Annotated in this window: 12 protein-coding genes; 6 read left to right on the forward strand and 6 right to left on the reverse strand. The window is 53.3% G+C overall.

The window, feature by feature from the left end; genetic code table 11:
- Positions 1-872 precede the first annotated feature (872 nt).
- Positions 873-1,829: an HNH endonuclease gene (locus G9X64_RS29270; protein ID WP_168317624.1), complete on the forward strand. Its 957-nt coding sequence runs from the start codon at positions 873-875 to the stop codon at positions 1,827-1,829.
- A gap of 209 nt (positions 1,830-2,038) precedes the next feature.
- Here G9X64_RS29270 and G9X64_RS29275 read toward each other — a convergent pair whose 3' ends face one another.
- Complete coding sequence (locus G9X64_RS29275; RefSeq protein ID WP_171377922.1) at positions 2,039-2,587, reverse strand: hypothetical protein; 549 nt, start codon at positions 2,585-2,587, stop codon at positions 2,039-2,041.
- 152 nt (positions 2,588-2,739) lie between these two features.
- Here G9X64_RS29275 and G9X64_RS29280 point away from each other — a divergent pair, with 152 nt between their 5' ends.
- A complete protein-coding gene (locus tag G9X64_RS29280; protein WP_171377923.1) occupies positions 2,740-2,925 on the forward strand; it encodes a hypothetical protein in 186 nt (61 codons plus the stop codon).
- A gap of 53 nt (positions 2,926-2,978) precedes the next feature.
- On the opposite strand, the gene G9X64_RS29285 is transcribed toward G9X64_RS29280, so the two are convergent.
- Both G9X64_RS29285 and G9X64_RS29290 read right to left on the reverse strand, forming a co-directional pair.
- Positions 2,979-3,185: a hypothetical protein gene (locus tag G9X64_RS29285; protein WP_171377924.1), complete on the reverse strand. Its 207-nt coding sequence runs from the start codon at positions 3,183-3,185 to the stop codon at positions 2,979-2,981.
- A gap of 170 nt (positions 3,186-3,355) precedes the next feature.
- Positions 3,356-4,888, reverse strand: a complete 1,533-nt coding sequence (locus G9X64_RS29290; protein ID WP_171377925.1) for a toll/interleukin-1 receptor domain-containing protein — start codon at positions 4,886-4,888, stop codon at positions 3,356-3,358.
- A gap of 998 nt (positions 4,889-5,886) precedes the next feature.
- On the opposite strand from G9X64_RS29290, the gene G9X64_RS29295 reads away from it, so the two are divergent.
- Together G9X64_RS29295 and G9X64_RS29300 are read left to right on the forward strand one after the other, a co-directional pair.
- A complete protein-coding gene (locus G9X64_RS29295; RefSeq protein ID WP_171377926.1) occupies positions 5,887-6,792 on the forward strand; it encodes a hypothetical protein in 906 nt (301 codons plus the stop codon).
- Positions 6,793-6,817: 25 nt separating this feature from the next.
- Positions 6,818-8,080 (forward strand): phage tail tip lysozyme, encoded by a 1,263-nt coding sequence (locus G9X64_RS29300; RefSeq protein ID WP_171377927.1) that lies wholly within the window; start codon positions 6,818-6,820, stop codon positions 8,078-8,080.
- Between the two features lie 138 nt (positions 8,081-8,218).
- On the opposite strand, the gene G9X64_RS29305 is transcribed toward G9X64_RS29300, so the two are convergent.
- The gene (locus G9X64_RS29305) at positions 8,219-9,301 is read right to left on the reverse strand and encodes a hypothetical protein (RefSeq protein WP_171377928.1); all 1,083 of its coding nucleotides are present in this window, start codon (positions 9,299-9,301) and stop codon (positions 8,219-8,221) included.
- A gap of 745 nt (positions 9,302-10,046) precedes the next feature.
- On the opposite strand from G9X64_RS29305, the gene G9X64_RS29310 reads away from it, so the two are divergent.
- Complete coding sequence (locus G9X64_RS29310; protein ID WP_171377929.1) at positions 10,047-10,331, forward strand: hypothetical protein; 285 nt, start codon at positions 10,047-10,049, stop codon at positions 10,329-10,331.
- Between the two features lie 597 nt (positions 10,332-10,928).
- The gene (locus G9X64_RS29315) at positions 10,929-12,728 is read left to right on the forward strand and encodes an AAA family ATPase (protein ID WP_210259733.1); all 1,800 of its coding nucleotides are present in this window, start codon (positions 10,929-10,931) and stop codon (positions 12,726-12,728) included.
- 48 nt (positions 12,729-12,776) lie between these two features.
- On the opposite strand, the gene G9X64_RS29320 is transcribed toward G9X64_RS29315, so the two are convergent.
- Both G9X64_RS29320 and G9X64_RS29325 read right to left on the reverse strand, forming a co-directional pair.
- Positions 12,777-13,214 carry a hypothetical protein gene (locus G9X64_RS29320; protein ID WP_168317638.1) on the reverse strand — a complete coding sequence of 146 codons (438 nt, stop codon included), beginning with the start codon at positions 13,212-13,214 and terminating at the stop codon, positions 12,777-12,779.
- 1,197 nt (positions 13,215-14,411) lie between these two features.
- A complete protein-coding gene (locus tag G9X64_RS29325) occupies positions 14,412-14,708 on the reverse strand; it encodes a hypothetical protein (RefSeq protein WP_171377931.1) in 297 nt (98 codons plus the stop codon).
- Positions 14,709-14,740: the final 32 nt, after the last annotated feature.

Below are 14,740 nucleotides of genomic sequence, written 5' to 3' on the forward strand. Positions count from 1 at the left end.
AGGGAATTTTTGATCGCAGAGGTACTTGCAAGCCTTCTGGATCGGGGCAATCATTTATGGGACGCGTTGAGTTCACCCGTTCATGCCCAGGAATGTATTTTCAGCCAGCCTTTTCCATGTATCGCCCACAGATATCGAGTGGCTCCTTCGAGCTGACACGTACCGAATGTGCGTTGCCCATGCGCCTTTCAAAGGTGGCCTCCTCATGCAATGTGAAAGCGGCCGCCGTGGAGGACGCGTCGAACTCACCCGCGAGGTAAACGCCGTCTTCAGTTTGGCCCCTCCGGGAACCACGCATCTGTTTTTCCGGGAGGATGGGCCAACTCTCTCTCTGCCGTTCCACGACAGGGACGCCGTTCTCGCAACCTGGGCGGATCCACCTTTCGCAAGGTTTTGCGACGATAGCGTGTTTGCTGAAAGCGGCTTTAACAAGCTCCGCGAGGACGATCCATATTTCAGTATTCTGCCATCTTATTTCGAAGCTCGTGCAAACCAGTATGCAGACGAATTGAATGCGCTCCAAGGAAGCTTGGAGAAGAGATGGGAACTGGAGGAGATCATCGATTCTACCTACGCATTGGCGTGCGGAGTGGAACATACGAAACTTGGGACGACGGCGGAATGGTCGACTTCAGATGTCGCTTTTCAAAGATTGGGACTTGCTCTAGATCCCTTTATCGATGCTTTCGAGAGGGCATATACAAGCGACCTTCAATATTTGGAAAACATCATATTAGGTACGCGGTCTCGGGTTTGCCGGAGCCTCCGGGTGGCGGATCACTGGAGACGTAGATGAACGGCAAGAGAGCGCCATCGAAGGATGCGCTTTGTGATAGATAACTGACAGGTAACGACTTGCGGGCAGGGCGAAAATGACGACATTCCTTTTGAAATTGAATTGCGAATTGCACCTCGGAGGTGCCGAACCGCGTCCCGCTCAAGCCTCGCAGTGGGAAAACATTTGTCTTACATTCCCAAATCCGTCGCGCATTGCGGGCGGCGCAGGTCAGGCTGTAAAAAATGGTGACGTCTTGCTTGTTTGGGCTCACGAGGATCCTGGCTTCGGGAGTGGTCTGGGCCTAACGGCGGAGGGCACCGCCATTGATGTTAGAAATGATGGCGGGACAACGATTGCAACGCTGACCAATGTAACGCTGCTGAAGCCGCATTATAAGCTACGAGGTTGGCCTGGTGGATCTTCGGGTAGCTCCGTCATTGATCATATCCTGAGCCATCGTCATCTTCGGTCATATGAGTTGGAAGACGTTGAGCTGGCGGAGTTCCGCCGGATTATCGATGTTTTCGCTGCCAAGAAGAAGGCGCAACTTGCTACAACGCAATATATGTCGGAGGAGGAAAAGGCCCTCGAATTCGATCGAGCGGCGGTTCTTGACGGATTTGAGCGGCGTTTTACAAGGCAGGAAGCAAGGCCAGATCAAGCTAAATTCAGGGCAGCTCTCATGCAGCTTTACAAGGGTCGCTGCACCGTCAGCAAGTGTGGAGTCGAAGAAGTCCTACAGGCCGCGCATGTCATACCGTTCTCTGAGGCTGTTGCCTTCCGGAACGATCCGCGGAACGGCCTCCTTTTACGCGCAGACCTACATGCTCTTTTCGACAAGTTCCTATTTACAATTCATCCCAAGACTCGAGAAGTCGTCTTGGCATCTGAGCTGCAAAACACGAGCTATGGACAGTTTGGAGGCCGAAAGATCGAACATTTCGCTGCGAAAGAATTCCTTATCGAACACTACGAGTTCTTCAAAGCTGCTCGACAATCCCTTACAGAGGCTGATGCGAGCCAGCCGAAACATTCGGAGGCTGCTGTTTAAAGAGCTTTCGCATGGAAGGGCGCAGCGTCTGCAACGCCTGTCATCCGGAATGGCAGCTTTCACGCGATCTTGACTTCCCCCATAAGTGCCATACTCTCGTGGTCGCGATGAACACGCTTGATTCAAAAACGACCGAAAGGATATATGATGTTTCGCGACAGGCCGGTCCATGTGGATTTAGTAAGGGCAGTCTAGTGGCTGCAATTTACTTATGATCGTCGAACAGTGGGAGCGGTGCCCCGCGCGTTCGTGACGGATATTTCGTTTTCTGGGGCCGCAGATATTCTTTTGACGGCCGTTGTTCCGACACCCAGTGCCTTCACCACCACCAATTCTTCCCCACTCGCGGCTAGCTTGGCCTGCAGTACCGAAAAATCTCCGCAAAACTCAGTCTCAGCGGATATGTCGGCGATTGCATCGCGGGGATCAGCTGAGCCTGCAAAGCCAACCGTACGCAGCTGTATGCCACTATTGGGGTTTCCACCTATCTCCACTCCGTACCCAGGTCTTTTATTGCTCTTCAGAACGACCCGGCCGTTCTCAACCCAGGCTGTCTGCATCCCCTCTTTGACTTCGTATCCGAGTTCACCGAGACCAGCGAGGATCGCGCTACGCCGATCCTGTTCCGCTCGCTCCTGGATTATCGTTTGAAGGGTTGCGGTTGCAGTAGCGATCATGTTCGAGATCTCGACGACCGTCGGGGACCCGTTCAGCAGGTTGTTTATTTTCGCGAGCTGTGAGGCCGAAGCAGGTGCCATGAGACGACGTTCTGAACGTATTCGGCTGACGGATAGGGCTACATCGTGGACAGCGGGGATAACTCGGAAAAGTAGTCAAACACGCGTCCAAGGCGATGACATTTGCCATTTTGAGACGATACTTCTGCTTCGATTCACACGGAGCGGAAACCATGAGCAAATTGACCAGAGCGGAGGTGTTTCAGCGTTTTGAAGCCGCGCTTGCCATATTAGGCGAAGAGGATTGCGAGGACGCGCAGGCTTATCTGAGGATGAAGAACGTGAGGAATTTAGTTAAGTCGGCAAGCCAAGATTCAGTGGTCAAGCTCCACGACGTCGCTAATGATGTGGTGGCCTGACGTCCGTAATGGGCGAACAGGATAGAGCGAAAAACCAGCTTTGATCTGAGATTTCAACGAATACGAGGTTGTACGTGGCTTCTGGTGGAAAGCTTGGATTGCTTCTCTGCATGCGCTTCCGCTTGATGGCTCGATGTGGGATCGCCAGATCGGTTTGTCGCAGCCATGATAAATGTGGCATTAGTTACCGCAGCAACTTTGACGTTTGGCGCCGTCTTTTGGGTTATGCTGACCGAGATCGGGAAGAAAACCGACATCATGAGATTGCCTCCGTCGTTTCACGCAAGGCAAGCCAAGTTGATACTTCCGCTTATGGCGGTTTTCATCCTTCTTGTTTTGCTGGCCAGTCAAGCCGGGTCACGGGGATGGCCATAGCCGAGTGACTCATGTCCGCTGGCAGTTCTAAACTGTCCGGTTGGCCCGCCCAACGCTAATCGCCGTTTCCGTCCCTCATTGGCCGGAAGGATTTCGATAGTTGCTTGATAGCTCGCAGGCCGAATTCGCGGTTGAGAACTTCCGTCAGCTCGACAAAGCTCTCCTGCGCCTGCCGCCACTGCTCGGCACGCTCCGAAAATTCTGCCTCGACATTGAGATTGAGCATCGCCGCGCTTGCGTCCCGCAAAGCTTGGCACCGTTCCTCCCATAGCCGCATGTTCTCGCCGAGTATCTTTCCAGATAACTTTCCGGAATAGATTTTAATTTTCTGAAGCTCATCCAGGCTGAAGATCCGCGACTCCTCCTCGATGATCGCGAGCTGTTGCATAAATTTCCGAATGAAATGCACTGTTTCCGTGCGGTCTCGCGAGATGGTCTCAAACTCCTGGACGGAGTATGTGGCGCCCCATTTAAGGAACAGGCTCCGGAACTTCAGGGAAATACTGATATAAGTCAGGATCGTCTCTGTATTCTCGTCTATGGCAAAGCCTAGATCCAGCAGATCAATGATGTACATGTGGAGAGTAACGCGGCCGTCGTAATAGGTGTATTGCCGGGTAATAATCATCCGATTGATGCGCCCGTCCTTCGGCGAGCGGAAAATCTGTTCATTGTCGAGCTTTTCGTTGGGCGATATCGCGCTGATCACACAGCGCTCGACCGCAGCGAGAATCTCTAATGCCGTGGATGGCGTTCGCTGCTGTACTAAATCCTTAAAGCGCTTCCAACTCACCGCTCCTGTGACGCCGGGAAGTCCAAACACCTCCAAAGCTTCCCCATATGGCAGAAGCCGGGCCTCGTCGCGGATTATTTCACCGTCCTTAACGTCATAGGGAAACTCAAATTCCATAAAGTATTGTTCTATTCTGCGCTCCGTAATCCGCTTCCTCAACGAGTGGTATACGGTCGTCATTATGTTAGGAACGATACTTTCCTCAACAATCTTTAGTCGTTTCGCGGTGTTTTCGTCAGCTTTGCGGCGTGCCTGTGCACTAGTATCATCGTCGTTGATGCGAGATTCCGCAAGCGAAGCTATGTCATTAAAGAGTTCTCTGAAAGTCGTCGAAAGTTGTCGCGCTTGGCCGGTCGGCGCATTGCAGCGCTCAAAGAACTGATCGATGGGAAGCGCGATATCGCCGGGATCAATATCCAAGTTTATCCCCTTTCTTTCAGCAAAAAGTGCGGGAAGCTCCTTAAGGAAGATCGGGATTATCTGCCGCTTCGTCGATCCGTTGAGTCTGATGTCTTCCTCCATCAGCGCCTCATAGAATCCGACCTCCAAGCCTGTCCAGCTATGGCTTGGCTTCATCGTGCCAAAGAGGAATATGATGAGATATTCGGACCTTCTCAGTCCATCTTTGATTTTGTCGGTTAGTCGTTCTCCCGCATGGATGACCTCCCTGTCGAAGAAAATGTCGATATTTAGAAGCGGATTGAATTGGCTAAGGCCTTCAAAGAAGCTTCGAACGATTTCATTTTCCTCGGACGCATAGGACAAGAAGACTGCAGTTTGGTGTCCTTCGGGCATTTCTCCCTCCCCAATATGAACCACTTCAGCGGTACGTGCATTTATTCTGCACTCTAGTATAAATTGCTCGATCGGGATATCTTACTTCTCAACGGGGCGACGGACGGCCGTTGTGTTGCAGAGCACTGAATTTATCCTAGCCTGTGGCGTGAACTCCGCAGTATGTTGGGCAGAGTGGCATTGGCATGCCAGCCCGCTACGGCAAGTCGCGTCCGTTCGGAATTCCCCATTCCCAAAGGCCACGAATAGGGGAACGTGTTTTGCACACCAGTTGGACGACGCTCGACCGGTTTTGGGGAGCGCCCGTGTGTTGTTACAGAAAGCAAACGCATATCTTCGACTTTTCTTGGTAGGTAATGAGCGATCGCATATGTGGCCTTCCGTAGCACAAGATCCCACGTTTATGATCTCATTGGTGCTTCGCGGACGTCATGATTGAAAAGTAATTCGGCATTCTTGCAAACATTGTCACTCGGACAAGTATGTTCTTGTTTTGCTACGTCCTGGTATTCTGGCGAAAATGCGCACGCACGATTGTCAAGCCGTAAACAGTTACATCTACAGAGACACTTGGCTCGTTTCGAGCTCGGCGATCAAATTTATTGTTGCAATCAACTTTATCGAGTAATAGTGTTTGGCCTGAGGGAAATAAGCATTATTACCTAATCCGTCCACAGCTGAGCATTTCCCAGCTGGGCATGTACAGTTTTGCCTTGGTACTTTCCACAGTGCCTGGAGGGATTTTTTATACGAGTAAGCACCAATAGACGGATCTTATTTTCTTCTGCAAGCGGAACGCCAGCCAACTCAGAGGGTAGCGTATGGTAGTCTTTGGGTTTAAGAGAAGCAGCAAGGTTGTCCGGGCAGCGTATCGTCTCATCATACCTTTAGTCACCGTCAGCTTGTTTGCTTCCTGCACCGCAACGACACCAGTAGCTGTAGAGCCTACCCTTAACGCAAGTGAGGTAGCTACAAAATCCGTGGACCGCCGAAGCATAATGGAGTCGCTTCGTGCTGACGCTGAGTACGCTTACGGTGGAACGCCGAATTGGTATGATGTGACTTTAGCGGGCTACAACTACGTCGATGACCGCTGCTCCATCTATTTTGACTCGATCTTTAAGCTGAACCGACAACGCGAAGCTGCTAAGTCTGGGATATCCGCCTTTGGCCAAACGACCAATGCTATTCTTGGCGTCACTGGTGCCACCCAGCTCTCAATGACCGTGGTAGCACAGGCTTTTGGCTTGGCGTCAAACCTTACTGACGTGGTTGCAGGTACATATCTTTACGAGCTGCCTCCTGCGACGACCAAGAAGTTTGTGGGTGAATTGGCCCGCGCTTATCGCGATGGCACGGCAAGGCAAAAGGGTAGCATCGATAGCGCCCCTTCCGCCTACGGCTATATCCGTGGATATCTTGATCTATGTCTTCCAGCGACAATTGAAGGCGAACTCGTCGAGCACGTGGGATCGGCAATCGCGGTGGCTGACCCGACAACAAGCGGCTCTGGAGTGGATCTAAGGATCGCTAGCGCAGTCAATCCGCCGCTACCGCGTTCATTCGAGCGCCCGCCAAGTGTGACGGCGCCGCTATCACGCATACGAGCTCCCGACAGAGCGCCACCAGACGGGTTCGCAACGCCTGTGCTTTGGAGCAAGATTCAGACCTTGCTTTGTATTGAGCCAGCAGACGGCGTTCTTGGCAAGACGACCCGTCAAGCAATTCACGACTTTTATCGGGGCCGAGGCGATAAGCGAGAGGATGTTCTGAAGGTCGGCGGCGTCAATGAATCAGACATCCGTCTCCTCGAAACAACAGAAGCGCTGTCACCGGGCAAAACGTGCGCCGAGCGGGGTGCCGCCAATGCTCGTGCAGTCGGGCAGTTGAGCCTAGAACAATAACGTCACACCGACAAAGGAGCAATCGATGGCTGTCATGAAGGTGGCTCGCGTTTTGAGGGACAAGCCTTCGCTCGACGCAGCGATTCTAAGATCAGTGCCGTCCGGAACGAAGGTTACAGTTCTGGACGACAAAAAGCTCCCGTTCACTGAAATCCTTATCGACGCGACCGGCGAGAAGGGATGGGTGGTCGACGAGGCCATCGATAAGACTAGGGACACAGTCGGCCCTCTCGACAAACTTCTTGTGGCGGCGGAATGCGTGGAACTGGCGGCAAACTACGGCGGCAATGCCTATTACCTAATGACCATCGCACAGATGCGTACAAACATCATTGACGCGCAGGGACCGCAAACCAGTGGCTTATTCGCGTTCACCAGTGAGGAATGGATACTAAACGCCAACCATCCTGAGTATGAGATCGCCTACAGTCTAGCTGAACTTAGCGATTGGCGGGCACAATGCACGCTGTTCGCGATCATGGCGGCCCAGACGGCGGATGCCCTTAGTGATGCGCTGGCGACAGATGTATCGATGGTTCAACTCCTGCTCGCTCAAACCATCGGCCTCCTCGCTGCTCGCCAGGCTATTGGGAACGATGGTCAAAACGCCGCGGCGCTCATTGCAGCTATCGCACCTGCCCAAGCCAAGACGGATCGTATCGACCTTGCGAACCTGGCCAACCGAGATGCGGCACTTCTCAAAGGTTCGACGGTCAACGATATGTTGGCAGCCATCGAAGCGAAGCTCAGTGAGAGCTTTACATCAGTGGATGTCATCATAAGCGAACAGGTCGAGCTCTTCATGAAGAAGCTGCGTCAACTGACGGATCTCGCTCCGACGATCGTTGGTGACATCAACTTCTCGTCGCCCAAGATCTTACGATCCCGCGAACCCATGGCACGGAAGATCGCGGAGAGGTTCGCATCCCGAGGGTACGGAACCCTGCAACAAATCGCAGCGATCGCAAATGCCATTGGGGAATCCAATCTGAATCCTTCAAGCACCAACCTGCGCGGCGAGCGGAGCTTTGGCCTCTTCCAACTGAATCAGAACGGGGGTGTTGGAACTGGTCATAGCGACGCAGAGCTTCTGGATCCCAACAGAAACATCGAGATCATGCTTGATGAGATCCAGAAGCCGTACCTCAAGAAAAGCCGTGCCCGCTTTCTCGCAACTGCCAATTTGCACGAAGCAGTAGAGATCTTTGTCTTCAACTTCGAGAAGCCTGCAGACAAGCCAGGAGAGACTCAGAAGCGCTTTAAGATCGCTCAGACGCTGATTGCCTGATCAACGTCCGACGTGAGATCAGTGAAGGACGTTGGTTGCTGCGGCCTTGGTTCGCATAGTTATCGTACTCGGGGCCGCGGTAATCCTCACGCTTTGATGGTCGCCGCGCCACTAGAGGTGAGACGACAGCAAAACACATCAATGACCATTAAGCTGATTGGGCGGCTTTGGCGAACTGTCCAGACTGGCTTCCGTCCGACCCAAAATGCTCGGCACTAAACGCTCGGAAAATCCCGCGATAAAGCTCCATACGATCAACAGAGAAAGGTCCTTGCCGATGAGGAAGGTCGCCGGAAGATGATCCGGCGGAATACGAGAAACGAATGTCATTTTACTAAAATCGGGGACAAAACTGCCGGTTATGATCTCTGCGTGAAGAAAGAAAAAGACTATCGCCGACCCACATATTCCGATGATGCCCCGCAGGATGAGTGATGCCAACTGACCAGCCGCTGCAAGCTCGTCATATTCCAACAAACTCCAGTTCTTCTGTAGATACAGAAGCCTGCTAAAATAGGCGCCGAAGAGTCCCGCTGCCAGAGCGGTCAGAAGCGGAAGGCCGATCCAGTTACGGATTTCGTTGAGGCTTCCGTCGTGCTTCCAATAAACGAAAAATATCGCGATGTAAGGGAGAAGGAAGAGCGCGAACGAAGCTGCAGCAGCATAGATTATTTTCCTGGTGGCTTCGCGTTGGAGGTTCCGAAATGCATACTTCCTTGTTAGCTGCCACTGAATGCCCTGAATGATATCGACAAGAAGTGATCTGAGTCGAGATTCCCTTTCGTCAGCGTCGATCACGGGTGGATGCGTTTGATCTTGCGACGCTGTCATTTGCTGCAAGATACCGCGCAGTCTGGATGCGCCTGCAACTTTTTCTTCGTCGGCCTGCGCGAGCCGAGCCTGCAGCTCCGGCAGAAGTCGTTTAGGAGGTTCAGCGAGCGCCAGGAGCAGTTCAAGTCGGAAAGCGTTTGTCCACGCGCTGTTCAATCGTTCATGGTAATGCAGCCTACGCTCATCTTTAAATTCGGCGATCCCACGTCGAACCGTGACCAGGATTTTATGGGCAGAACTTCCATTCTCAACGAGTTCAGCTAGATATTCCACTTTGATCCATAATGCGGTTAAGAAATGGCTGAGTAATACATCGCGTGCGAAAACTGCATCGCTGCTCAATTCTGGCGAGCCATGCTGTTCCTCACTTTCTGGAGCGCCGTTTGCCATTACAAAGCTCCAATTGCTTCATTTCATTACTATCCTCCCGATCTAAGTTGCAGTCAATTGGCCTGCTCAACCTTTGCCTATCGGCATACTAGTTGTTCGACCTATGTAGGAGGTCCAGCAGAGGAGGCTCCTGTCAGCCCGACACGGTCATTTCCGCCTCAGTGAATGCTCGGAGCTTTGTGGCATGTCGCCGCGATCAGTTTTCGATCCGGCTTCAATCAGTAGGGAGTGACGGACAATTCAATCCGTTGTGAGATCCAATTGGATGGTTCGCACTCAGTAATCGCGTCGGCCACCAATAGAACCGCAGTCTCCCAATCTAAAGGCTGCGAGCGGAAATAAACACAGACAAGACCGGTTGCCCATCCTTCAAGATAACCACAGCGATCGTGCTGTAAGATGCTGGCGCACCAGCGGGCGCTTTGAACATTTGATCATTTGAGGGCTTGTCCTTTCGCCAGACGCGGCGAACCCGTTCGTCGCGTCATTGGTCGCCGAAATCATGGTAAGCGTAAAAAGCACACGGCACGCAATAGGTTCAAGACGACCTCGATGCCGAGGCTCTGAAATTGAGTATGTCCAAGAGCTCTTTCCGGGTCTAACATTGTCAATCATAAGATGATCCGGAAGATGTGGCCAAAGCGCCGCCTACCCTGGAGGCGAGATTCGCTTGGTGCCTTGCATCCACCTTTGCGGCCGACAGAAGTGCGAAGCACACTGGCACCAGTGCAATTGAGCTCGGGTTATGTGGATACGTCTCGAAAAAGATGAACTCGATCTGATTCTGAAATCTATTCCGGAAGGGCCGCTAGCAGAAAAACTGCGAAAGCCGACGGATCCAGACACTGCGGCATTCGCCGCAGCGGTGCAAACCAGCGACGATCTCGAGGTCGATCTGGACACAATCATATCTCGCGGTGACGACGACGGTGCTTTCGTTATGACCTGGACATGGGTTTCGAACGAAAGGGCAGGGCTTCCTCCATCCGATGACGACGGAGAAGAGCTCCACAAGGATCTTGGCCTTTAACGGTGAAAAGTCAGGGCGGTTGTTCTATTGAGCGAAATTTGCGGCGCAAGCAGGTGGCGCAAATGACGCCCGAGAAAGGACGAGTTTGAGCTTGACGCGCCCGGACAAGTTCTCTATTCGTTCGCGCATGGATATTCTCGCTCGCACCTTGATACGAATAGCTGACTGAACTCCCGCTCGCGGGTTTCGTCGCTGTTTTCGTTCGAGGGTTCACGATGAGCATCTCTGTTTTTGATCGCGGTTTTGCGGTCACAGCTATCCAAGCTTTCCCTTATTCTTACCGAAGCCCAATCGCTGATCAGAGAACCGCCATTTCCGGTGCGGTTGATGGACCATCCCGGATTGGGGGGAGCTGGCTCATCAACCCGGACGAGACCCAGCCAGGTACAGCTGGGCGGATAGCAACCCACACAGGACTCTGACTTCCTCTGCGTCGATCCCTGCTGTCCAATCCGTGGTGTAACTATGTCTCCGAAAAGCCCAACGCGAAATGAACGCGTCCGCGCGACCGTAAAAGACTTCGCCCTCCACCTGACAACGCAACGCGCGTTCAAGAGAGTACCGACCTTTCTGACAGGCGAGACCGGAGTTCTCGTGTTGGTCACACCTGAAACATCAGAACCGCATGAACACGTGAATTCTGCCCGTCTTGCATTGTTCGGCGAAGAGGATGAGACGAATTTTGGCCCGGTTGCCTCGTGCTGGTTCAGCCAGGGAGACACTTTGTTGGACAATGAGCGGAAATTTAAGAATGAATGCGAAGGTCGACCAAAGGCTCTCGTGATCTGCTGCAATAGAGAAGATATCCCTAGAAATCTACGACTTGCACTCGACTGGATTGTGGATGTCGAACCCGTGCGGCCCGGCGACCTGAAGGCGGCATGTAGCGAGATCCTAGATATGAATGTCAGTTATGGGCAAGCCAAACGATTGCTCAAATATCCGTTGAAGGATCTTGCAATTGCTTTGAGACCGCGGCGTCCGGTCGATGAAACCTTGCGCCGGTTACGGCGAGAGGCACGGGACGAACCGATTTCCGAACCCGAGCCTGTCAAGCGAGCAGAACTCCGCCCAACTCCTCGCCTGGAAGACATGCATGGTTACGGTCCGGCCAAGGAGTGGGGTCTCCAACTCGCTAAGGATCTGGCTGACTGGCGGGCAGGGATCCTGTCCTGGGACGATGTTGACCGTGGGCTGTTGCTCAGTGGGCCGCCAGGTGTCGGCAAAACTATCTTTGCCCAAGCGCTGGCAAAAACGTGCGGCGTGACATTCGTCGCTTCGTCACTGGGACAATGGCAAGCCAAGGGTCATCTCGGTGACCTTCTCAAGCTGATGAGGTCGGATTTTGCCCGGGCGAAAGCCGAGGCGCCAAGCATCCTTTTCGTGGACGAGCTTGATAGCTTCGGCGATCGCGAAAGCTTCGATAGCGACAACAAGTCCTACTCCGTACAAGTAGTGAACGCATTTCTTGAGTGCTTGGACGGAGCAGGGGGACGGGAAGGGGTGGTCGTCATCGGCGCGACGAACAATCCGTCGGACATTGATCCAGCGATCCGTCGAGCTGGTCGCCTCGACAAGCATGTCGCTATTCCCTTGCCGAGCGCCGACGATCGCATCGCCATCATTGAAAGTCTGATTGGTGAAGTGCCGTTTACATATGACCGGGCGGCCCTTGCTACGCAGACACAGGGAATGACAGGCGCCGACCTCGCCAAAATGGTTCGCGATGCCAAACGCGCGGCACGCCTGAGACGCGAGCCGCTAAATTTGGCAGATTTGACCGCCAACCTACCTGAGCTTGTCTCTCTAGCGGGTGACTTTCGGAGATCTGTTGCTGTTCACGAGGCCGGTCACGCGATTGTCGGCCGACGTCTGAGTTGCGGCGAGTTCCTATTCGTCGAGATCGCCGATCAACTGAACCCAAGGGTACATATTCAGAGAGCGGGCGGTGCGGTATTTCAGCACCCTACGCTTCGGTTTCGTGGCCGACAGTCATACTTGGACGAAATCTGCCTGCAACTCGCTGGTATCGCGGCAGAACAGATCCTTTTTGGCTCGCACGGCGACGGAGCTGGGATCGGTCCCGACAGCGATCTCGGGCGAGCGACCGGAATTGCAATGCGCATCGAGATGCAGATCGGAATGGGCGACAGCCTCGTCCAACGAGCGTCAGAGGTCACTCCCCAGATTGTTGCTGCCTTCCTCGCCAATCCGACTTCTGCCCGTAAAATCGATGACCTTCTTCAGACTGAGCTCAACCGTGCACGGGAAATTCTGATGGCCGAACAAGAGCTGTTGCTCAAGGTCACTGATGAGCTCGACCAAGGCGCAGTCGTGACGGCAGAGAGGATGAGAGTCCTTGAGGAGGAGGGTGCTTCGCGTCGTCTCGCAAGCTAACAGCTTCGTCGGGCGTTAGGGCAGGTTCGCGCTTCAGATCTGGCCGCTTCAGCAGCGGCTGGAACCGGAACAGATCTTTGTTACCACGGAAGCACGCCTTAAAGGTATGATGAATGAAAAGGTCACCTCTGGTCTATCGGGGTCCGGCCGCCATCTGACCGTCAAGCCTCTTCGAAACTTCAAAATTCGCTGCAGATAGATACCGTTGAGATGGCTTAGGTTGGTTAGGTCGCAGTTGCTCCAGACCAAATAAAAGGGGGCGTTGCCGTTGAGACTTTCGCTGATCAATTCCTGTGGGATCGCTTCTCTTCCATAAAACTGGCCAGCCAAATTCAGACCACACGCTGACGGATCGACATCATTTGAGAAGCACTGGACGCCGCCGCCCCGGACCCGGGTCATCGGCGTCAGCGAGCAATCGGGCTCAAGCCACATCAGCCTCGATTGATTGATTTCGGGGCCACCTGGTGTTCGATCTGCGTTCATTCCGGATACTCTACGGACCATCAGAGGAGCTTGCTTTGTTGGGGTGCAAGCAACTAGCGCTCAAAGGCCATTTCAGACGAGCTTGTTCGGTAATTCGCAGTGTGTCGCAGAGCGAGCCTATCAAGAAGGCCGCCACGCTCGGAAGGGGATTTGACCTATCAATCGAAATCTGTTCCCTGTATGTTCTTTTCCGGTTAGGTGTCGTGTGAGAACAGGTGGTCAAGTGAAATTCAAGTTAGCACTATATCGCGACCAACGCCGTTTGGCCGTGACAAAGTTAGCTTCGCACCCCGAAGGCAGTCCCTGGCGTGAGAAATACCAAGATTGGATACGACAGCTAGACCAGCGCATTGTCGACGCAGGAAGGGCGTCAATGGAAAGGGAGACGGTGACAGTCATCCCGGCCGCCAGGCCGCCCATTGAGCAGGCGCCTTCGTCAACGAGCGAAGTACATCCGGTCGTCGAGGCAACCGGAACCAACGGCATACCGCGTGAGCAAATTAAATTGTCGAAGCCAGGTCCACCTAAGGTGGTCGGAACGGCTAGGGTCCGGCGGAATGCATCGCTTCCACATGCGAGGGTGGTCGCTCGCGCACAGGACGAAGGCAACGCGCTCGTCCAAGGAAATGCGCAAGAGACTGCCTACCGGAAATCGCTGCTCTCCGAAAACGAGCTACTTCGTAAAATGCTTGAGCGATTTGCGTAACAGTCGGGGATAGCAGTCGAACTCGAAGGCGGGCTTTTGCCAGGCGGCCGGTGGGCGCCGTACGGTCAGGAGGTTGTGCCTGGCTAACCCTGGGTGTCCTTAGCCATGCGCGGCAAATCCACGGAATTGACAATGACACCTCCCTTGCGAATGACTGCCTTGACCTGCACAGATCTCAGTGTTTCATCGGCGACAAGGTCGATATTCGGGCAGTCATCCGGACTAAACATATCTTCGCTGATCCAGAGGCCAGTTGGTTCGATGACCGATTTGTGTGCGGATAAGAATTTTTCCAGGGCATGGTCCCTGGATTCGGCGTTCCGCTAATACTCTCGCCGAATATTGAGGTGCTCGCAGTTTCTGATGCTCTCCCACTAGAGCTACATTGGTCTATCTCAGAAGAGATGAAGGGTGGGGAGGGGGCACGGCACTGAGACAGTCGCATTGCGGATTTTCAGCGATGATCGAGTTGAGCGCCCTCCAGGTTTCAATCAATCGAAGGCAAAATATGGACGGTAATTTTCGTAGGTCAAAAATACATTGACTGAGCCGTCACTATTCAAGGCAATCCGGCTCAGGGCATCCTGCAGATCCTCCTCGCGCATGACAGAAGCCACGCTCACAAGGTCTTTGGCCAAAGTCCTCAAAGCCAACGCTTGAATGCGAGGAGAAAAATAGTCGTGAACCTGAAAGAAAGTCTCGAAATATCGTAGATCCCGGTCGTCGATTTTCCGTTTTCTATCCGGCGAGTTGAAGTAGACGTGACCTGCCTCTGAATCTTCATCCAACGGCGATTAGAGCCTCGGCGGTTTTCGATACG

Source organism: Rhizobium sophorae, assembly GCF_013087515.1.
Lineage (GTDB): Bacteria > Pseudomonadota > Alphaproteobacteria > Rhizobiales > Rhizobiaceae > Rhizobium > Rhizobium sophorae.